This is a genomic window from Brevundimonas sp. NPDC046655, from assembly GCF_044901625.1.
Classification (GTDB): domain Bacteria; phylum Pseudomonadota; class Alphaproteobacteria; order Caulobacterales; family Caulobacteraceae; genus Brevundimonas.
Window position 1 is genome coordinate 237837 of sequence record NZ_JBJDPV010000002.1, and the last position, 19647, is coordinate 257483.

The 19647-nt window shown below is 66.7% G+C and carries 16 protein-coding genes; 3 read left to right on the forward strand and 13 right to left on the reverse strand.

What is annotated here, in order from left to right:
• Positions 1-33: 33 nt before the first annotated feature.
• Positions 34-498 carry a MucR family transcriptional regulator gene (locus ACI2KI_RS08920; protein WP_404619365.1) on the forward strand — a complete coding sequence of 155 codons (465 nt, stop codon included), beginning with the start codon at positions 34-36 and terminating at the stop codon, positions 496-498.
• A gap of 242 nt (positions 499-740) precedes the next feature.
• On the opposite strand, the gene ACI2KI_RS08925 is transcribed toward ACI2KI_RS08920, so the two are convergent.
• The 4 genes from ACI2KI_RS08925 to ACI2KI_RS08940 form a co-directional block, all read right to left on the reverse strand.
• The gene (locus ACI2KI_RS08925) at positions 741-3155 is read right to left on the reverse strand and encodes an alpha/beta fold hydrolase (protein WP_404619367.1); all 2415 of its coding nucleotides are present in this window, start codon (positions 3153-3155) and stop codon (positions 741-743) included.
• 7 nt (positions 3156-3162) lie between these two features.
• Positions 3163-6129, reverse strand: coding sequence for a TonB-dependent receptor (locus ACI2KI_RS08930; protein WP_404619369.1), 2967 nt, complete (start codon positions 6127-6129; stop codon positions 3163-3165).
• A gap of 64 nt (positions 6130-6193) precedes the next feature.
• Complete coding sequence (locus ACI2KI_RS08935; RefSeq protein WP_404619371.1) at positions 6194-7159, reverse strand: FecR family protein; 966 nt, start codon at positions 7157-7159, stop codon at positions 6194-6196.
• A gap of 25 nt (positions 7160-7184) precedes the next feature.
• The gene (locus ACI2KI_RS08940; RefSeq protein ID WP_404619373.1) at positions 7185-7667 is read right to left on the reverse strand and encodes an RNA polymerase sigma factor; all 483 of its coding nucleotides are present in this window, start codon (positions 7665-7667) and stop codon (positions 7185-7187) included.
• Positions 7668-7750: 83 nt separating this feature from the next.
• Here ACI2KI_RS08940 and ACI2KI_RS08945 point away from each other — a divergent pair, with 83 nt between their 5' ends.
• Positions 7751-7984: a helix-turn-helix domain-containing protein gene (locus ACI2KI_RS08945; RefSeq protein ID WP_404619375.1), complete on the forward strand. Its 234-nt coding sequence runs from the start codon at positions 7751-7753 to the stop codon at positions 7982-7984.
• Positions 7985-8046: 62 nt separating this feature from the next.
• The gene (locus ACI2KI_RS08950) at positions 8047-8259 is read left to right on the forward strand and encodes a helix-turn-helix domain-containing protein (protein WP_404619377.1); all 213 of its coding nucleotides are present in this window, start codon (positions 8047-8049) and stop codon (positions 8257-8259) included.
• A 560-nt stretch (positions 8260-8819) separates the two neighbouring features.
• Here ACI2KI_RS08950 and ACI2KI_RS08955 read toward each other — a convergent pair.
• From ACI2KI_RS08955 to ACI2KI_RS08995, 9 genes are all read right to left on the reverse strand, one after another.
• Positions 8820-12029 carry a DEAD/DEAH box helicase gene (locus ACI2KI_RS08955; protein ID WP_404619379.1) on the reverse strand — a complete coding sequence of 1070 codons (3210 nt, stop codon included), beginning with the start codon at positions 12027-12029 and terminating at the stop codon, positions 8820-8822.
• Positions 12022-12708: a hypothetical protein gene (locus ACI2KI_RS08960; RefSeq protein ID WP_404619381.1), complete on the reverse strand. Its 687-nt coding sequence runs from the start codon at positions 12706-12708 to the stop codon at positions 12022-12024. The genes ACI2KI_RS08955 and ACI2KI_RS08960 overlap by 8 nt, the downstream gene beginning before the upstream one ends.
• Before the next feature lie 603 nt (positions 12709-13311).
• The gene (locus ACI2KI_RS08965) at positions 13312-13557 is read right to left on the reverse strand and encodes a hypothetical protein (protein ID WP_292084028.1); all 246 of its coding nucleotides are present in this window, start codon (positions 13555-13557) and stop codon (positions 13312-13314) included.
• A gap of 78 nt (positions 13558-13635) precedes the next feature.
• A complete protein-coding gene (mnhG, locus tag ACI2KI_RS08970) occupies positions 13636-13974 on the reverse strand; it encodes a monovalent cation/H(+) antiporter subunit G (protein ID WP_404619383.1) in 339 nt (112 codons plus the stop codon).
• Positions 13971-14255: a K+/H+ antiporter subunit F gene (locus ACI2KI_RS08975; protein WP_390182753.1), complete on the reverse strand. Its 285-nt coding sequence runs from the start codon at positions 14253-14255 to the stop codon at positions 13971-13973. Before ACI2KI_RS08975 ends, mnhG begins: the two co-directional genes overlap by 4 nt.
• A complete protein-coding gene (locus ACI2KI_RS08980; RefSeq protein WP_292084025.1) occupies positions 14252-14743 on the reverse strand; it encodes a Na+/H+ antiporter subunit E in 492 nt (163 codons plus the stop codon). The genes ACI2KI_RS08975 and ACI2KI_RS08980 overlap by 4 nt, the downstream gene beginning before the upstream one ends.
• Positions 14740-16335 (reverse strand): monovalent cation/H+ antiporter subunit D, encoded by a 1596-nt coding sequence (locus tag ACI2KI_RS08985; RefSeq protein WP_404619386.1) that lies wholly within the window; start codon positions 16333-16335, stop codon positions 14740-14742. Before ACI2KI_RS08985 ends, ACI2KI_RS08980 begins: the two co-directional genes overlap by 4 nt.
• Entirely contained in the window at positions 16332-16676 is a 345-nt protein-coding gene (locus ACI2KI_RS08990; RefSeq protein ID WP_292084023.1) for a Na+/H+ antiporter subunit C, read from the reverse strand. The genes ACI2KI_RS08985 and ACI2KI_RS08990 overlap by 4 nt, the downstream gene beginning before the upstream one ends.
• Complete coding sequence (locus ACI2KI_RS08995) at positions 16676-19591, reverse strand: monovalent cation/H+ antiporter subunit A (RefSeq protein ID WP_404619388.1); 2916 nt, start codon at positions 19589-19591, stop codon at positions 16676-16678. Before ACI2KI_RS08995 ends, ACI2KI_RS08990 begins: the two co-directional genes overlap by 1 nt.
• Between the last annotated feature and the right edge of the window lie 56 nt (positions 19592-19647).

The window sequence follows — 19647 nt, forward strand, 5'->3', positions numbered from 1 at the left end:
CCAGGAAGCCCCGTTTTTTACTGGAGCCGTACCTTGGAAGACGCGATGACGCCTGACCGGGACCTTCTCGACATGACCGCCGACATCGTCGCAGCCTATGTGACGAACAACATGATTGAGGCCGGCGCGCTGCCCGGCCTGATCACCTCAGTCCATGCCGCGCTCGGTTCCACCGGTTCGGAGCGCGTCGAGGAGGTTGAACCGGTACGAAAGCTCACGGCGGCCCAGGCTCGCAAGCTGATCACCCCCGCGGGCATTATCAGCCTGATCACGCAGAAGCCCTTCAAGTCGATGAAACGTCACCTGGCGATCCACGGGCACACCCCGCAGTCCTATCGCGAGGCCTTCGGCCTTCCAGCGGATTTCCCAATGGTCCACCCCGACTATGCCAAAGCGCGGTCCGATCTGGCCAAGCGGATGGGGCTGGGGGCCGGTGGTCGCAGGGCGGCGAAGGCGGCTCCAAAGGCCAGGTCGGGCGGCAGGTCGAAGGCGGGCTGATGACGCAGCGGCGCAGGGCTGTGCCTTGGCGCCGCGTTCGGCTGCTATCGGCAACAGCCGGACCGGCTGATCAAGGAGATCAGCCGTCCGGATCGAGCGCCGCAGGGCGATCGGCGTCGAGCCGCGCGGACTGATTTTGGCGCGAGACCGAGCCGACGCTGATCGGACCTCAGAGACTGACGATCGCTCAGATCCAGTGCCTGGGGCGCCGGACCTGAGCGCGTCAGGCCTATGAAGGAAGGCTACTCATTCTGGCGACCGGACCTGACGGGCGAAGATTGCAGCACCTCATCCAGCCAGGCCCAAACGGTTTCGTAGAAGTCGCGGATGTTCGCCGGGCTGGAGAGGACATGGCCCTCGCCCATGTAGGTCAGGAGGACGACGTCCTTCTGCTGCCGGTAGAGGGCTGAGAAAAGCTCCTGGGCCTGGCCGGGCGGAACATAGTCCCGATCGGCTGTGACAACCAGAACCGGCGCCGAGATCCGGTCGGCGGCCAGGGCCGGACTGTTGCGCACATAACGGTCCGTGTCCGCATAGGGAGGAGACCCGAGCCCTCCCTGACCGGTCTCGACCCAACCGGCTCTCGATCTCACCGGCAGCCCGTCTGCCGGCGAAAGCGCGGCGGGCAGGGAGAACTGGCCCCAGGCGCTGAGCAGATCATAGGGGCCGTTCGCCGCGATCACGGCTGAGAAGCGGTCTGACTGGGTCGCCGCGGCCACGGCCGCAAAGGCGCCGAAGCTGTGCCCCCAGAGAATGACCCGGTCCCGGTCGAAGGCGTCCAGAGACTCTGCGGCGTCAACAGCAGCCAGGATGTCGTCCGCCATGCCGAGGGCGGGCTCGCCCCGCCGGTCCGGTCTAGGGAGACTCGGGATCAGCACCGCATAGCCGGCCGCCGTCATCAGCTGGACATTGGAGGTCACGCCGTCTTCCGGCGAGGCTGGCTGATATGCCGGCTCGCCGGGATAGGGAACGACGATCAGTGGGGGCTTGCGAGCGCCTGTTTTGAGCGGACGGTAGAGCCAACTCGTGAGCGGCGCGCCGTCCCGACCCGTATGGATCACCGTTTCCGCAGGAGCATAGCTCACCTCGGCGAGCCGATCGTTCAATCGCATCAAGGGAGGCGCGCCGTCCACGGCGAGCGCTTCCCGGTTGCGGTCATCCCTGATCGCGACGACGGTGCGCCGTTCCCCCGCTGCGACGATCCGGGATGAGACTTCCGATCGCGAGCCTGTCGCAGCGCCCGTGGTCATATCCACGCGCCACATCTCCTGGCCATCACCGGTCAATGTCCAGTCCCGTCGCGCCGGGCTGTTGAACGAGAAGCGCTGACCCCGGCTGAAGAGGGCGGATGTCGCGCTCGGCCTGGCGCGGATCGCCCTTCCCAGGCGTGTCGCCTGGCCGTTCTGATCGACGGACCAGGCCTCGGTTCCGGATTGCACCACAAGGCGGTCAGCGGAAACCGCGATCAGCGAGAAGGAGGGCGAGGTCAGCGCGGTCGTCAGGACCCGTGGGCCGGTATCCGTGAGGGAGATCCAGTCGCGTCGGTCGCCGTTCTGGACATAGAGGATCGGGTTTTCGCCAAGCCAGTCCGCGCTGATGAATTCCGTGCGAAGTCCGGTCTCGAGCCGCGCCGGCTTGAAGCCGCCCAGGTCCGCAGCACTGACGGTTTTCCGTCGGGGGTCGATCTGCATCAGTCGACCGCTCGACCAGGGCTCGCCGTCCTGCCTTGCCCAGACCAGCAGACGATCGCCAGAGGGCGACCATGACATCAGGAGCGGGGAGATGTCCTGTCCCGGGAGCGGTTCCCAGACCTCGCCGCTTTCGAGGTTGGCCAGGGTGAGCTCGCGCCTTTCTGAAAAATCGCCCTGAAGGAAGGGGGCGTCTGGATCGAACGCGCGGTCCCCGGAGAACCGCACCGCAGCGGCGAAGGCTCCGCCCGGGGCGATTTCCAGGTCGTGGAAACGGCCCGTCGCCAGGCTCTGCTGTCGTCCGGTCGCGGCGGACACAAGAACCAGACGGGACTCCGCCGGCCTGGGGTTCCTGTCCAGAAAGGCGCCCCCGCCGATCAGGGTGCGGCCGGGTTGCAGCCCCTCGCGGGTGGACCGCCACAACTCGCTCATCCGATCCTGGACATGAAAGCCCTGGCGCACCATGGGCGGGAGGTCGCCCTCGACGCGCTGGATCATGACCAGCTCAGCGTCGTTGCGCCATTGGGCCGCCCGACCCCACATGGAGGTGTCGGGCGTGCCGGGCAGCCACAGGACGTCTTCTGTGGCCGTGTCCACGATCCCCGCCGCAAAAGAGCGTTCTGCGAGCCGATAGATGAGCAGACGTCGATCATTCGGAGACCAGGCGCCGATGACATGGCCCTCGCCCTTCGCCCTCGGGAGGAGGCGGCGAGGGGCGGCGCTTCCGTTGGCCGGAGCGATCATGATGCTCGAGCGCAGCACCAGATCCAGGGCGTCATATTCGTAGGGTCCGGCCTCGATCATGGGGCCGATGTGTTCGAAGGCGAGGGTGGTTTCATGAGGGGAAAGGGCGACCTGGCCGAAGCGTTCGACACAAAGGAGGTCGTCCAGGGTGATAGGCGCGGCGAGAGCGGGTCCGGATCCGCAGATCAGGACCGCGCCCGCGGCGGCGAGCACAGTGCGAAACATGGGAGACCTACCAGCGCTTGGTCAGTTGCAGCGCGAAGGTCCGACCCAGGGGGTCGGCCTGCCCGGCGTCGAAGCCGATGCCGGTGACGGCGTCATAGAAGGGCGGGTCCGCATCGAAGACATTCCGCACCGAGGCGGTCAGACTGAGGCCTTCGCCCCATGCGCCCGAGGGCGTCCATCCCGCCTGCAGGTCCGTCGTCGTCCAGGAGCCGATCCGGGACTCCAGGAGGTCGCGGTAGCCGCCGACATGGTTCACCGCCACCCGGAGCGAAACATCGTCCCGGACCCAGCGACCGGATAGGGCGCCGCGCAGATCGACCGGGAAGCCGTAGGTGTCGACAAGGTCGACGGTCGGCGCGGCGGAAGTAATGCGGCGCTTGTAGTCGGTCATGTGGGAGGCCGTGGCTTCCAGGGTGAGCTCGCCGCCAGCCAGGTCCAGATCATAGGCGGCGTAACCATCGAGGCCCCGCACCTCTACCGCCGCCGTGTTCAGCCAACGCCCATCGACGATGACACCGAAGGCGTCTGCGGGAAGCACGCCCGGCAGCAGGAAGTCGGGACTGTTGATCAGCGCCTCTACAGCCGCCCGGTCGGCGGCCGAGTTGCGATCGACCCGATGGACGAAGGGCGCCAGGGTGGGATCCAGCAGGACCTGGGTGAGATTGTCGAGCGCCGGACGCCCGATCCGATCTGAGAAGACTATGTCAAACCAGGTGGCGCCGAAACGCCATGACCTGTCCCCGGGGCGGTAGTCGAAACCGAGGGTGAAGGTGTCCGCGGTCTCGGGCTTGAGGTCGGGATTGCCGCCCCCTTCAAACAGGGCGACCTGTTGGCCGACGGTATCAGCGACGAAGGTCGCGGAAATGTAGCGTCGTTGCGCCAGCTCGGTCATGGCCGGCGCGCGAAAGGACGTCCCCCAGTTGGCGCGGACCTTGAAATCCTCGACGGGGGTCCACATCAGACCGATCTTGGGATTGGCGGTGGAGCCTATGTCGTCATAGTCCTCCAACCGTCCCGCCAGAGAAAGCTCGAGCTTCTGGATTCCCGGGATTGCATTGGCGGGACCGACGAGCGGTGCGCGAACCTCGATGAAGGCGGCGGCGACCTTGCGGTCCTTGTCAGGGGAGCGCGTCGACAGGCGGCTGAGACCGGAGGTGAAGGTGACGCCGCTGTTCTTCAGCACCTCCGTTCGGAACTGGGCGCCGACCGCGACCTTCAGATCTCCCGCGGGCAGGCTGAACGCCGTGCCCTGGGCCATGAGGTTGGCGGAGGCCACCTCGTTCTCGTCGGTATAACGACTCCAGCCGCTGGAAATGAAGTCCAGGACAGCGCGAGAGTTGGCCGCGCCGGAGCCGAAGAGGTTGAGGTAGCCGTCACGCGGCGCCGAGAAGGCGGTCGCCGGATCGTCCGCGGTGTTTCCCAGAGCTTCTTGCAGGAAGGTGGACTGAATCATGCCGCGACGGCCGTCGTCGGCCCGCTCCGCCCCATAGGTCAGAAAGACCTCGGCCTCCCAGTCCGAGGGCAGAAAGACCCGCGCGCCCAGGGTCGCGCCGAGACTGCGTGCTCGACCCGAACGTTGCGAGACCCCAAGGTCTTCACCGAAGGAATAGGCGATGCTGTGCGATGTCGCGCCGGTCGGCGACACGAAGTGCGGGTTCGCCGTCGTGACCGTCGCGATGACGGTCGGGGTGGTGCTTTCGGTTTCGAACGCGCGCTGGCTAAAGCGAAGATCGCCTGTGAACTCGAGATGCGCGCCGACCTGCTGCCTGACGTAGAGATAGGCCGCGTGGCGGTCGAACTCCGGGACGAGGGAGGCGCCTGTTCGGGTGTTGCCGTAGTTCTGCTGGCCAGCCGCGAAATCCGCCGCCGAAACCGCGACGCCGCCGGCCCCCGGGCGGATGGCGTGGGTGACGACGTAGCTGCTGCTGGCGTTGTCGAAGCGGACGATATTCCCCGGGACTGCGTAATAGGTCCGATGGTCAGTGCCGCCGAAGGGCCTCAGGTCGCCCGTGGCCGTATAGACGCGGTCCGTGGTGCTCAACGCATTCTGCCGCTCGAACTCGTACGAAAGGAGCGCCTGACCGGTCGACCAGGTCCGGCCGAACGTATGGGCGGCGATGACGGACTCGCCGCCGCCTTTCGAGGCGCCTAGGCGCAGGCGGCTTTCCTGGCCGTCGAAATCCCGCCGAAGAATGATGTTGACCACGCCCCCGACGGCGTCGGCGCCATAGAGGGCGGAGGCCCCGTCGAGCAGGACGTCCACACGTTCGACGGCGGCGGTCGGAACCGCCGACACGTCCGCGAAGTCACCCCTGCCGCCGGCGCCGGCCATGCGACGGCCATTGACCAGCACCAGGGTTGAGTCCGGTCCGAGACCGCGCAGGTTCACCCCGGTCGCCAGCCCGGAATTGCTCTGCATCGGATCCGATCCGACCAGGGCCGCCGTCGGCGTGCCGCTGCCGGCGTAGTTCTGGGGCAGGGCGGCCAAGGCTTCCGCGATAGTGGCGCGGCCGGTGCGGTCGAGATCGTCGCGCCGGATCACCGTGACCGGGGAGGGGGTGTCGCTCGGACCGCGCAACAGGGTGCCGGTGACGTGGACGTCGTCGACGATCAAGGCGTCCGTGAATTCATCTCGGGGCGCGCGCTGAAGAACCCAGGCCCCGCTGGAGGACTGAACCGCGACGAGGCCGGACCCGGCCAGCAGCTGGTCGAGGGCGGCGTCGGCGCTCATTCGGGCGTTCAGGCCAGGCGTCCGACGGCCCGCGACCTGGTCCGAGGTGAACATCAACTGCCGGCCGGCCTGGCGAGCATAGGCGTTGAGGGCCGCGCCCAGAGGTCCGGCGGGAATCGCGAAAACGGTCTGGGCCGGCGCCTGGGCTAATGTCGAAGGCGGGGCCGAAGACTGGGCGTGCGCGGCGCCGGATACGGCGGCTAGGGCCACGCCCGCGAAAAGGCTGAAACGGTGGGCGGTCATCTTGTCTCTCCCCCTCGACGCAGGAGCGCGTCGGGGTAGAGACGGTTGAGCTAGGGTCTGACCCTCACCCCTTTTCATTATTCCTTGGGCTGACGAGTCGAACCGTGCCGTCAGGCTCCCGGATCACCTTCAGGTCGAGCAGGTGGGCGGCCGCGGAGACGAAGGCCGACCGTTCGCCGCTGCGGAAGACGCCGTTGATCGGGGTGTTCGCCGACGAGGGCGCGTCCAGAATGATCGGAGTCGTCAGATAGCGGTTCATCTCGGCCACGGCGTCGGCGAGCGGGGTATCCACAAAGGTGAGCTGGCCGTCGGTCCAACTGGTCGCGACATCAGCGTTCACGGCCGAGATTCTGGCGGCGCCAGCGCGGATCGCCGATTGCTGGTTGGGCTTCAGCCTCTGAGGCGCGGCCGGTGCAGCGGCCTGAGCGACGTCAACGGCGCCCGACACCAGGACGACGCGGGTTTCCGAACCGACGCGACGAACTTCGAAAACGGTCCCGACCGCGGTGACGGAGGCGTCGGCGGTTGACACCACGAAGGGACGGGCGGCGTTGTGCGCCACCTCGAACAGGGCCTGTCCCTCCGTCAGCTCAATGCGACGTTCACCGGCGGTGAAGCGGACCCGCATCCTGGAGGCCGTGTCCAGACGGACCCGTGACCCATCGGCCAGTTGCAACGTTCTCTGTTCCCCAACCCCGGTGGAGTAGGTGTTGCGCCCCTCCCAGAAGACGAACCCGGCGGCCAGCGTCGCGGCCAAGGCCGCTGTCAGGCCGATTGCGCGCACTTCGCGCGAGCCGAAACGACGCGGCCTGCGCTTCTGGGCCTGCTGAAGGGCTGCCTGGATGTCCGGGTCGCCCGCGAGCGCGCCGCTCTGAGCCCAGAGCTGTTCTGCGCGACGGTAGGCCTCCGCGTTTTCAGGGATCTCCCGCCATTTGGCGAAGGCCTGGACGGTGTCGAGCGAAATGGTGCGCGTGCCGAGCCGCGCTATCCAGTTGGCGGCCTGATCGTCGGCGGCCGTTCGTGTCTTCACCTCAGTCGGCATTGCAGCCCCTGGACTAGCGTCGGAGTTGAGCATCGACCTGTTTTAGCGCCCGCGTGATGCGACGCTCCACGGTCTTTACCGACAACTCTAGTCGCGCTGCGATCTCCTCGTTTGTCAAACTTCCGAAGCGGCTGAGCATGAAAATATCTCGCTCGGGTTGTGGAAGCTTGAGGATGAGCTGTTTCAGCAGGACGGCTTCGGTCTGGGAGGCGGCGTCGCTGCAAGCGGTGGTGGTGGCGGCGTGCAGGCGCTGTCGTTGGACGCGACGGCCTTCCTCGGCCACGAGGTTGGTGGCGATCCGGAGCAGGAGAGACTTCGGGTGACGGACCTCGCCTCGGGCCTGGTAGGGCGCGATGCGGAGGTAGGTCTCCTGGACGACGTCGTCGACGCCCGTGACGCCTAGACCGCGGAGACGGGATGAGAGCCAGTCTGAGTGGCAGCGATAGAGCTCACCAAGGCTGACCTCCTTGAGCCGTGAAGCGTCTGACAATGACAAATCAGCCCTCCTGTGAGCGGGCAATATATTGCTAGCAACTTATCACCTTTCATAGGTGCTCGCAAACGGCGACATCATCTCAGATGGATGGGCGAGTTATTCTCGGGCGCAACGTCTTCCGCTTTCAATCTCTTCGGAAGTGGACCCAGCAAGACTTGGCTGGCGAAGCAGAGCTTTCTCTCCGCTACCTCGCTGGTATAGAGCGCGGGGAGGAGAATCCTTCTTTGGCTACAATGACCGCGATTTCTCTAGCTCTCGGTGTTCCGACTTGGGCTTTGCTTCGTCCGGAAGAAGGGGAGACGTGTTGCTGTGGCTAGCAATATATTGCTAGCACTTCAGAACCTTTCATTGTGGCTCTTTCAAATGTTCTCATCTGCTGATGGATTGGAAGATTTGCTTGGGTCAGAACATCCGGCGCTATCGCGCCGACAAGACTTGGTCGCAACAGACGCTTGCGGGTGAAGCAAACTTGTCTTTGCGGTTCCTCGCTGGGATCGAAAGAGGTGAAGAAAATCCAAGCCTCGAGACGATTGTGGCTATCGCTGAGGCCTTGGACGTGGGGCCGGCCCGTCTTTTAGAGGCAAGGCGATAGTGCGATCGCAGGGCTCGCGACGTTTACGCTTGCTCGCCGAACCGCTTTGGCGCCGCTTCGCGTCATCACGACAACGCGAGACTTGTCTCAAACTAGATTGATGGGGCACGATGCGGGTGGGTGCAACTGACTTTGGCGGCGACCTCGTATATCGCTAGTTGCTCGCGTCTTGTTGTCCGCGCCGGGTAGGCGGGTGACGTCAGGGCGCTGGGACGCATTGCTGCTGCGCTAGAAGTGCCCCTTAGCCGCTCTCGAAATAGCGTTACCGGGGCCGTGGCCCTCTACCCGTGTCTCAGAAAGTCTTTTAGCCGGTGCTGTGGCCGCTTTTGACTCATAGCGGCGATTCGGCACGTCTTCTTTCGGGGAGCGAGGTGGATCCATTGCGCGGCTATCCGTCGGACCAGCCGTCCCTCCAGGCTTTTGACCGACGGTGCGCCGGTCAGCCACTCCCAGAGCCGATAGGTCGCGAGGGTCAGGTGCGATCCTCCTCCGGAATGTTCAGAGATCAGCGGCGGACATGCCGCCGATCCTGAGCCAATTCGTCCGGAGGCGCGCGGCCCTCATTCATCGAGCGTCTCCATCTCCTGCAGGATGAGATGGGTTTCGACACGGTCGTAGACCTGACGATAGGTCCCCTCATTCGACAGGGCTGCGAGCACGGGATCGGCGCCGAAAGCCTGGTGAGCGCCGACGCGGGTCCGGATGTCGGTCTGGAGGTGATGGAAGGCGGCCGCGGCGGGTGTGTCATAGCCCGACCGCAGGGCGTAGGGCAGGATCTCCAGCACGGCCGGCACATTCGGCGTGGCGCCGTCCGCGCCCGGTGGCAGTCTTCGTTTCGCAAGCTCGGCCGCGGCGGTAGCCACCATATAGAGATTGCGATTGATCACCTTGAGCACGAGGTCGCGGGCTCGGCCGCAGGCCCGCACCCTGTCGGGCACCACGCCCAAAGCCAGCTCAATGTCAGAAAAGGTCTGGCCGCCGATCCAGGCCAGCAGCGCCGCGTCGAGGCGCGCCCATTCGTCGTCGGTGATGGCCGGCCCTGTCTTTCGACCGCGGACGACCGATTTGATTGTCTCCAGATCGCCCACCATTTCGCCGGCCAGCGCCGGTTCGGCGCGGAAGAAGGCCACGATCCAGGCGACCCATGCCGGAATGGTTTGCGGAAAGGCGGCCGGATCGTCTCCCAGCCGAGCCGCGAGCGCCGCCACCGACGCCCGGGGCAGGCCGGTCAAGGCGGCGACGCGGGCCCCGGTCGCGTCGTCCTCGGCCGGGGTGTCCGCGAGCACCGCTTCGAGCGCCGTCACGGCGGCGTCGATCGTCTCGCCTCGGGCCCGGGCTTGCCAGGCGCCGAACGAACGTCCTGCCAGGGCCACGGCGGCCGCATCCGCCTCGCCGGGCTCGCCGAACCGCATCCGGTTGACGAAATAGTCGATCTCCGCGCCTCTGACGCCGTTCTGGATGCGATCCAGGACGGCCTCGACCGGGTCCTCCATGACCACGCAGCGGTCGTCGAGCGGCAGAATGGACCGCAGCTTGCCGTAGGCGCCGATCGCCGCCACGCCTGGCGTGAAGCCGATCACCGGTTCGGGCACCAGCAAGACTGTCCCATTGGCGAGGAAGCCGGCGCGGCCGGCCCGGCCCGCGGCGTTGAGGAGTTCGTGCTGCTCCAGCGGCTCTCGGCCGCCGTTGATCTGGACGCGCTTGTCGCCCGCGAGCAGGGCGACCTGGGCCGGCAGATTGATGCCCTGGGCGAGGGTGGGGGTGGCGACGATGATCGACGGGCCATCGGGGCGTCTGAACAGGGACTCGGCCAAGCGTCGCTCGAGTGGAATCATGTCACCGTTGTGAGGCACTGCGCCAGCCTGGGCGTTTACGAGGGAGTCGCCCGTCCCCAGCTCGACGGCGATGTCGGCGATCAGCCCCTGTTCGAGCGGGGTCAGCTTCCACGGCCCAACGTAGCGCTCGGAGATCGTCCTCGCCGTGGACGGCGCATAGTCGGCCTGCTGGACGAATATGATCGTCTTGAGGCCCGCGCGGGCGGCGCGCTCGGCCAGAACGCCGGCGACGGCGTTGGCGTTCGGCGTGGCCTGCCAGGCGTTTGCGGTCAGGGGTACGGTCCGGTCCGTCAGCCTTACGACCGCTGTGTCCGCTCCGGCTCCCGCGACCCAATTCTGCTGCAGGCCGAACAGGGCGTTGGGCGACGCCGGAAAGGTCCGGTCCTTCGATCCGGCGAGGACGGCGGCGCGCACGGCGTCCAGCTCGTCCTGCGGATAGATGACCACGCCCCGGGCCTGCCGGCTGGGTTTCCAGGGGTCATGGAAGAATTCCGTCGGACGACCGGTCAGATCGGCGATCCAGCGGGCGAATTCCTCGCCGTTGGTCAGCATTGCCGAAAGGAACAGGAAGTCGGCGTCCGGAGCCCGGCGCGCCGCGTGCAGCAGGCAAAGCATGGCGTCCAAGCTTCGGCTGCCGCCCCCTTGCGGCGCCAGCAGATGGCACTCGTCGAAGACCACCAGCCCGACGTCGGACAGGTCGGCGTCGGCGAAGCTGAGCATGGCCAGCAACCGTTCCGGCGTCATCACCTCGATGGCGCTGAGGCTGGGGCCGTTGGCGATAAGGCTCAGGTCTCCGTCGGCTGAGACCACGATGTCGCCCATGCCGTCCTTGAAGCTCTTCGAAAAATCATCCTTGAGCTGGTCGACCAGGGCCAGTGTCGGCGCCAGGAAGATCACCGTCTTGCCGCTGGCGATGGTCGCGGCGATCTTGAGCTCCGACAGGGTCGTCTTGCCGGCTCCCGTGGGCAGGACCAGCACGGCGGACCGGCCGGGTTCGAGCACGCCTTTGGCGATGGCCTGACGGTGGTTAGGCCAGATCATCGGCTTGTCGAGGGCGCGCCGGTACAGCCACGGCCGCCACACCGCCTCGTCGGCCCCCGCAGGCGCGGCGAGGCCGGCCAGACCGTGTCCCATGAATTCGCCGGCCGCATGCCGCAGCAGCCGGGCCAGATGGCGAGGCCCCGCATAGGCATTGACGGAGACGCCGGGGCCGCCGTCTCCGTCGGGATCCGACGCCGCGAGGGTCTCGACGCGACGGAAGGTCTCGGCCGGCGTGTCGCCGAGGCGAAACACCGAACGCGGCGTCTCCCGATCGAGCACGGCGGCGGCAAGCTGCACGAGGCCCGCCCAGCACAGGCCATAGAGAGTCTGCTCGACCTGATCGACCACCCCGGCCCTGGCGGACGGCCGACTTTCGGCGAGACGGGCGGCGCGTGACAGGATGCCGTCCAGATTCTCCCGCGCTAGATCGATGACGGATTCGACCAGGGCGCGCACCAGCACGGAAGCGTCGCGCGGGGCGATGAGGCGGGTCCCGGCCTCGCGGGCGTCGGGGGCCTGGCCCGCGATCATGAACAGGAGGGGCGCGGCGACCTGCGGGTGGATAGCGTCGGGGCTCAGGACCGGCAGATCGACGGCGTCCGGCCCCGCCACCCGACCGAGAATCTGATAGGCGGTGGCGGCCACGAAGGCCGCGCCGCGGCGGTGGTTCTTATCGGCGAGCGTATCGACCAGACCTTCATAGACCGCCGCCATCTTCATCAATCGATCATGGCGGAGCTCGGCCTGGGCTTCCGCGTCCGGTTCATCGGTGCGCAAACGCAGCGCCACAAGCTGCGCATACGCCCGGGTCAGGTCCTGGGGCAGGGTCTGGGGATTGTTATCGCCGATCGCGGGCGCCATCCGGATCAGGCGTGCGGAATCGGCGTCAAACATCGATCTTGGCCCAGACGAGCGCGGAGAACTGCTCGAACCATGCCCGAACGTCGGCCAGCGGCATGGTGGATCCGAGCCGCTGGTCCCGCACGCCGAGGGTCGCGTAGCGGTCGAAAAGGTCGACGCAGGCGGCGGCGCCGAACGGCGACGGCTGGACGGTCAGGGCCGCGTCGAACACCAGCGGCCGGTCATAGACGATCCGGGACCAAGTCTGGATCTGCTCCTGATCCGTAAGTTGGAAGACGTCGAGCAGGGCGATCGCCTGCTGAACCAGCTGAGGGTCCCGATTGCCGTCGAAATAGTCCCGGAAGGCGCCGACGACCTGGCTTCGGAACACCGCCCGGGCGCCGGTCGTGCATTTGTACTCGTAGATGGTCGCCGAGATCAGGGACCGGTCGGCCTCGTTCCAGGTGACCTTGAAGGTGTCGACGCCCTGTTGTGTGGCCCGAGTATGCGGTTCGGAGATGACGTCGCCCGGCAAGGCGGTTTCTCGTGAGACCATCCAGCAGATGATTTCGAACAACAGGCCGTCGCGGTGGAAGACATTGGCCGGATTGTGCGGAAACAGGTCCGCGCGAATCTGCGCCTTCATCCCTTCGGGCGAGGTCGCCGGAAGGTGGGTGGCACCGGCCAGGACGTTGGCGGCGTGCCGCGCGCGGCCCTGCAGGACCGTGGCCACCAGTTGGGCGAGGAGGTCGATGTCGTCGACGGTCCACTGCAGTCCGCCGCAATGTCGGCCGGATGATCGATAATAGCGAGCGGCATGAGTCCAGCTTGACGGTTAGACGGATCGGATACCATCCCGTGGCGGTCGCTCATAGGTTGTTGCCGGGGGCTATTCCGCGGAATACTGCGGCAAGGCCAAGCTGGATCGTTCTTCCAGCGGGCCATGGTCGGCACGTCTCACTGAGAGAGAGGCGTCAGGCCAGAACTTCCTCACTCGACGCCTCTGCATCGGCGAAGATGCCGCCTGAGCAGCCGCGAAAAGCATGAAAATGCTGGGCTTCAGCCCATTCGGGACAAAGCTGCGTGTGTCCCTCGCGGGAAAGTCCACGGTGCCCAACCTAGTAAGTTACTGATTTTACCGGTGCTGGCTGAAGGAATCGAACCCGCGACATTCAGTTTGCAGACCCGAAGGTCGCGTGACTGGCCGGGTGCCAATGTCCGCTGATGGCGCTTGTCTGACGTCAGGGTGCCTGCTCAAACGCGAGCAAGCAGGCACCGTCCCAAGCTGATAATGCTGTCTGCCGCATCAAACGACGGGGTGATGAGTCGTGCCTATTTAGAGAAGATCGCTGGTCTTTGGGGATGGTGCGAGATTCAGATCAGCCCCATCCTGGGGATGATCTCTCAAGCCGTCTTCGTCCAGTTCATCGAGTTCAGCAGCTTCAACGAAAATGATGGTCTCGCCTGGACGAAGGTGGCTCTGAACGGCGTCTCGTGCGTCATCGGCGCTGAGGGCTTCTGTCCGGATCAGCCGCGAGGAGCCGTCCTCCGCGCCGAGGGTCACTTCAAAAACCGCCGCCATGATGACTCCGTATCTTAGTGGTCTTGATCTGCAACGCTTCTGAGATGGCCGGCGTTGCGCTCGTGACGATCTGTCGCCCTATTCCGGCGGTGCAGCCTTAACGCCCTCGACGCGGTCGCGATAGACGGCGGCGCGGGCCAGCAGGATCAGGGTCACGGGCGTCGTGACGGTCAGGAAGACCCCGATGAGCAGGTCGCGGAGCGCAAGCCGCCCCTCGGTCAGTGACCAGAAGGCGACCGAGGCCACGACGATCAGCGCCATGCCCAGGGTGGCTCCCAGAGTGGGCGCATGAACCCGCTCATAGAAGCGTTTCAGAACCACAAGGCCGACGGAGCCGATCAGCGCCAGCAGGCTGCCGAAAACCGTGACGGCGACGATGGTCCAGGCCGCCCACAGCGGTAGGTCGGAAGGGGTCATTCGATCACCTCGCCACGCATCAGGAACTTGGCCAGGGCGACGGTGGCGGTGAAGCCCAGCATGCCGATGATCAGGGCCGCCTCGAAGTAGAGGCTGACCCCGCTGCGCATTCCCTGAACCAGGATCAGCAGCATGGCGTTCAGATAGAGGGTGTCGAGACCCAGGACGCGGTCCTGCGCGCGCGGCCCGCGCATCATGCGCAAGGCGGCCAGCAGCATGGCCAGCAAAAGCATGGCCTGGGCCGCGCCCAACCCCCAATAGAGAACGGCGGAGGCGGTCATGGGAAGATCTCCAACAGCAGGCGCTCATAACGACCCTTGATCAGGTCGATCCAGTCTTGCTCCTCGACCAGGTCGAGGACGTGCAGCAGCAGGCGCCCCGACGGCCGGTCATATTGGACCCACAGGGTGCCGGGCGTGCTGGTCACGATGATGGCGAGCACCGCCAGGCCGTAACGGTTGCGCAGGTCCAGCGGCACATGGATGAAGCCGGAAACACGCTGACGTCTGCGCCGCCCCATGATGATGATGGCCACGGCGTAGTTGGAGCGCACGACATCGACGGCGACATAGCCGGCCAACCGCAGGATGGCGCCCGGCGAGCGGACTCCGGATCGGTCGGGCTCCAGCCGTCGCATGACCTGGGGGATGGCCAGAGCGGCGATCAGGGCGACAAGGACGTCGCCCGCCGAAATGGGCCCGCTCAGCACAAGCCAGCTGGCAAACAGCCCCAGGGCCAACAGGGGGTGGGGCAGGAGGGCGCGGATCATGCGGCGTCTCCCAACACGGCGCTGATATAGGCCGTGGGCGAAGCCAGCCATTCGCCGGTCTTCTCGGCATAGGTCAGTCCGGCGGCGGCCCCGGCGCTCAACCACAGACAGCACAGGACCAGGCCGCCGATGGCCAGGAACTCGGGACTGCGGACCTTCGGCGCCACGGCGTCCTCGCGCCAGAAGCCCGCAACGCCGAACCGCGTCAGGGCGATCAGGGCGGCGAAACTGGATAGGGTCAGCACCCCGACCAGGGCCCAGCTGGCGGGCGACAGGGCGCCGTCGCCGGACAAGAGGGCGACGAAGATGCCCAGCTTGCCCGCGAAACCGGCAAGGGGCGGCAGGCTGACGGTCACCAGGGCGGCTAGGATGAAGGCCCCGCCGAGGAAGGCGGTCGAGGCCGGCAGGACACGCCCGACCTCTTGCACGTCGTCGGCGGCGAAGGGGTCGTCATATTCGTCGTCGAAGACCGCATCCTGGGGCGACGCCGCCACGTCCTCGCCGCGCGCAAGAATCTCGGCGATCAGGAACAGGGTCCCAGCCGCCAGGGTGGAGGCCGCCATGTAGAAGAGCGCGCCGCCGACCGCGTCAGGCACAGCCGTCCCCGCTATGGCCAGGACCGTGCCGGAGGAGACCATGACGGCATAACCAGCCGCCCCTTCAAGGCGTCGCGCCGCCACCATGCCGGCGGCGCCGAAGACGACCGTGGCCGCGCCCGCCGCCAGTAGCCAGATATTGCCGAACCCGGCCGAGGCGCCGGCGTCGGCGCCGAACAGCAGGGCGGCCAGGCGCAGGATGACATAGACCCCGACCTTGCTGAGGATGGCGAAGACCGCTGCGACCGGGGCGCTGGCGGCGGCATAGGCTCCCGGGAGCCAGAAGCCGAGCGGCCAGGCCGCCGCCTTGACCAGGAAGGCCACGCCCAGGATGGCGCAGCCGATATGGAACAGGGCGCGGTCATGGTCCGGGATGGCGGCGACCTTGCTGGCGATGTCCGCCATGTTGAGCGCACCGGTCACGCCGTAGATCAGGCTGACCCCGATCAGGAAGAACAGCGACGCCGTCAGGTTGATGGCGACATAGCCCAGTCCGGCCCGCACCCGCTTTTCGCCCGACCCATGCAGCAGCAGGCCGTAGGAGGCGGCCAGCATGACCTCGAAGAAGACGAACAGGTTGAACAGGTCCCCTGTCAGAACGGCTCCGTTCACCCCCATGACCAGCAGCAGGTACAGGGCGTGGAAGCGTGGTCCGGCCCGGTCCCAGCGGGCGTAGGAGAACAGCAAGCCGCCGGCCGCCAGCGTGGCTGTCAGCGCCAGCATCAGGGTCGAAAGCCGATCCGCCACCAAGGTGATGCCGAAGGGAGCGGCCCAGGCGCCGAGGTTGTAGATGCGGGCCGTGTCGTCGCCCGCGGGACCGCCGACGGCTGCTTCGTGCAGCAGGGCATAGGCCACGCCGACCAGAGCGACCAAGCACAGCAGGCTGATCAAGGCCTTCAACCCATAGCGTTGCTCCTTGAGCAGCAGCATGGCCGCCGCCGCGATCAGCGGCAGGACGACGGGCGCGACGATGAGGTGGTCCTGCCAGTCGGTCATTCGCCCGGCTCCCGTCCGTCGATGTGATCGCTTCCGGTGATGCCCCGGCTGGTCAGCAGCACCACCAGGAACAGGGCGGTCAGGGCGAAGCTGATGACGATGGCGGTCAGGACCAGGGCCTGGGGTACGGGGTCGGCATACGCGGCGGGATCAACCGGCCCTTCGCCCTTCAGCACAGGCGGCGCGCCCGCGCGCAGGCGACCCATGGCGAAGATGAACAGATTGACCGCATAGCCGAGCAGGGACAGGCCGATGATGACCTGGAAGGTGCGCGGGCGCAGCAGCAGCCAGACGCCGGCGGCGGTCAGCACGCCTATGCCGAGAGCGAGGACCAGTTCCATCAGACGCTCTCCTCATCAGTGGTCGCGGGCGCGACGGCGCGCGGTTTGCGGAGGGACTGGTGAGCGATGGCGACCAGCATAAGGACCGTCGCCCCCACCACCAGCAGGGCCACGCCTGCGTCGAACACGACCGCGGACGCCAGCGGCGTCTTGCCGATCAGCGGCAGGTCGACATAGGTGAACCAGGAGGTCAGCAGCGGATAGCCGAACAGCCAGGACGCGACCCCCGACAGGGCCGCGATCAGCAGCCCCCCGCCGATCCAGACCAGGGGCCGAATCTCCAGCCGTTCCTCAACCCAGCGGGCGCCCGAGGCCATGTATTGCAGGATGAAGGCGATCGACAGCGCCACCCCCGCCGCGAAGCCGCCGCCGGGCAGGTCATGCCCGCGCAGGAAGAGATGCAGCGCCAGCAGGATGATGAAGGGGAAGAGCCAGCGCATCACCACGCGCGGGATCAGCATGGTCTCGGATAGGGTGTCCCCCAGCTCGCGATCCTCGCGGCGATCATCGCTGTGGTCCTGGTGCTGCTTCTGCTCGGTATGGCCGAGACTGTCCGACGCCGGACGGAAACGCCGCAGCAGGGCCCAGATCGTCAGTCCGACGATGCCCAGGACCGTGATCTCACCCAGGGTGTCGAAGGCTCGGAAGTCGACCAGCAGCACGTTCACCACATTGCGCCCGCCGCCTTCGGAATAGGCGTGATCCAGGAAGTAGCGAGCCAGCGGCGACGCCGACGGCCGGGTCATGACGGCGAAGGCGACCAGGGCCACGCCGGCGCCGGCGATGATCGCGATGACGAGGTCCGTCACACGCCGCCAGCGGGCCTTGGCTTCCTGTTTGGGCGAAGCGAGGTCGGGTAGGCGTTTGGGCAGCCAGCGCAGGCCGAGCAACAGCAGGACGGTAGTGACGATCTCGACCAGCATCTGGGTCGTGGCCAGGTCGGGGGCCGAGAACCAGACGAAGGTCAGGCAACTGACCAGGCCGGCCCCTCCGACCAGGACCACGGCGGCCAGACGGTGATACTTGGCCTGCCAAGCGGCGGCGATCGCGCAGGCGCCGCCGATGATCCACAACAGGGTGAAGCCCAAGCCGGGACGATGAACCGTCAGCCCGGCCTCATCAAAGCCGAGGCCCGCCACGCCGCTGGCCAGCGCCGCCGCCAGCATACAGGTCAGGATGATGGCCCGCAGGCGCGCCTGCTGTCGTGTGGCGCCGAGGCGACGCACGATCCACTCGGCGCCGCCCTTGAAGGCGCGCATGACCCGGTCATAGGCGCGGGCGCCGTTGAAACGTCCGACCACCCAGGGGCGCTCGCTGGCGTTGATGCGCGGACCCAGCAGCCTGTAGGCCACGACGCCGCCGATCAAGGCGATGGCGCTCATCACCAGCGGCAGGTTGAAGCCGTGCCAGACCGCCAGACTGTAATAGGGGACGTTTTCGCCCAGCACCGAACGGACGGCGACGGCCAGAACCGGGCCGATGGTGATAGCCGGAAGAACGCCGACGATGATGCACAGGCCCACCAGAACCTCGATCGGGAAGCGCATCCAGCGCGGCGGCTCATGCGGGGTCTCGGGCAGATCGACGGGCGGCGGGCCAAAGAAGGTCTGGTGAATGAAGCGCACCGAATAGAGCACGCTCAGAAGGCTTGCGACCGTGGCCAGAACCGGCAAGGCCAGGTTCAGGTGGCGCCCGCCGGTATGGGCGATCGCCTCGGCCAAGAACATCTCCTTGGACAGAAAGCCGTTCAGCAGGGGCACCCCGGCCATCGCGGCGGCGGCGACGATGGCCAGGGCCGCCGTGACCGGCATGGACCGCCTGAGACCGCTGAGCTTGCGCATGTCGCGCGTGCCGGTCTCGTGGTCGATGACCCCTGCGGCCATGAACAGGGAGGCCTTGAAAGTGGCGTGGTTGACCGTGTGGAAGATGGCCGCCACGGCCGCCAGCGGACTGCCCAGCCCCAGCAACAGGGTGATCAGCCCGAGATGGCTTATGGTGGAATAGGCCAGCAGGCCCTTGAGGTCGTTCTGGAAGACGGCGTTCCAGGCCCCGAACAACAGGGTCGCAATCCCCGCAGTGCTGACGATGACATACCAGGCGTCGGTTCCCGCCAGCACCGGCCACAGGCGGATCATCAGAAAGACGCCCGCCTTCACCATGGTCGCCGAATGCAGATAGGCGCTGACCGGGGTCGGAGCGGCCATGGCGCGGGGCAGCCAGAAGTGGAACGGGAATTGCGCGCTCTTGGTCAGGGCGCCCGCCAGGATCAGAAGCAGGGCGGTCAGATACCAGGGGCTGTTCTTGATGATCTCGCCCGACGCCAGCACCGCGTCCAGATCGAAACTGCCGACGATGCGGCCCAGCACAACGACCCCGGCCAGCAGGCACAAACCGCCCGCCGCCGTAACGGTCAGCGCCATCCGCGCCCCGTCGCGGGCCGACGCGCTATGGTGCCAATAGCCGATCAGCAGGAAGGAAAAGAGGCTGGTTAGCTCCCAGAAGACGGCCAACTGGATCAGGTCGCCGGCCATGACCATGCCGGTCATCGCGCCCATGAAGGCCAGCAGGAAGGCGAAGAAGCGCGGGACCGGATCGTCGGCCGACATGTAGTAGCGGGCGTAGAGCACCACGAGGGCGCCGATGCCCTGCACCATGACTGCGAACAGCCATGCCAGACCATCCATCCGCAGGGTGAAGTGGACGCCGAACGTGGGCATCCAGGGCGTGGACCAGCGCACAGACTCTCCGCTGGCGACGGCGGGGAAAAGGGCCACCAGGCAGAGCAGGCCCGCCAGAGACGTCAGCCAGGCCAGTGCTGCTGCGGCGTTCCGGGCGCGTGACGGCAGAAAGATCGCCATCATTGCCGCCACAAAGGGCGCCCCGAACGGAATGAGCAGCAGCAGGGTATGGGGCATGCGTGACGGAGTTCCTGTTGCGGGGCGTTGCTAGCCTAGAGAACGGACCGCATTAG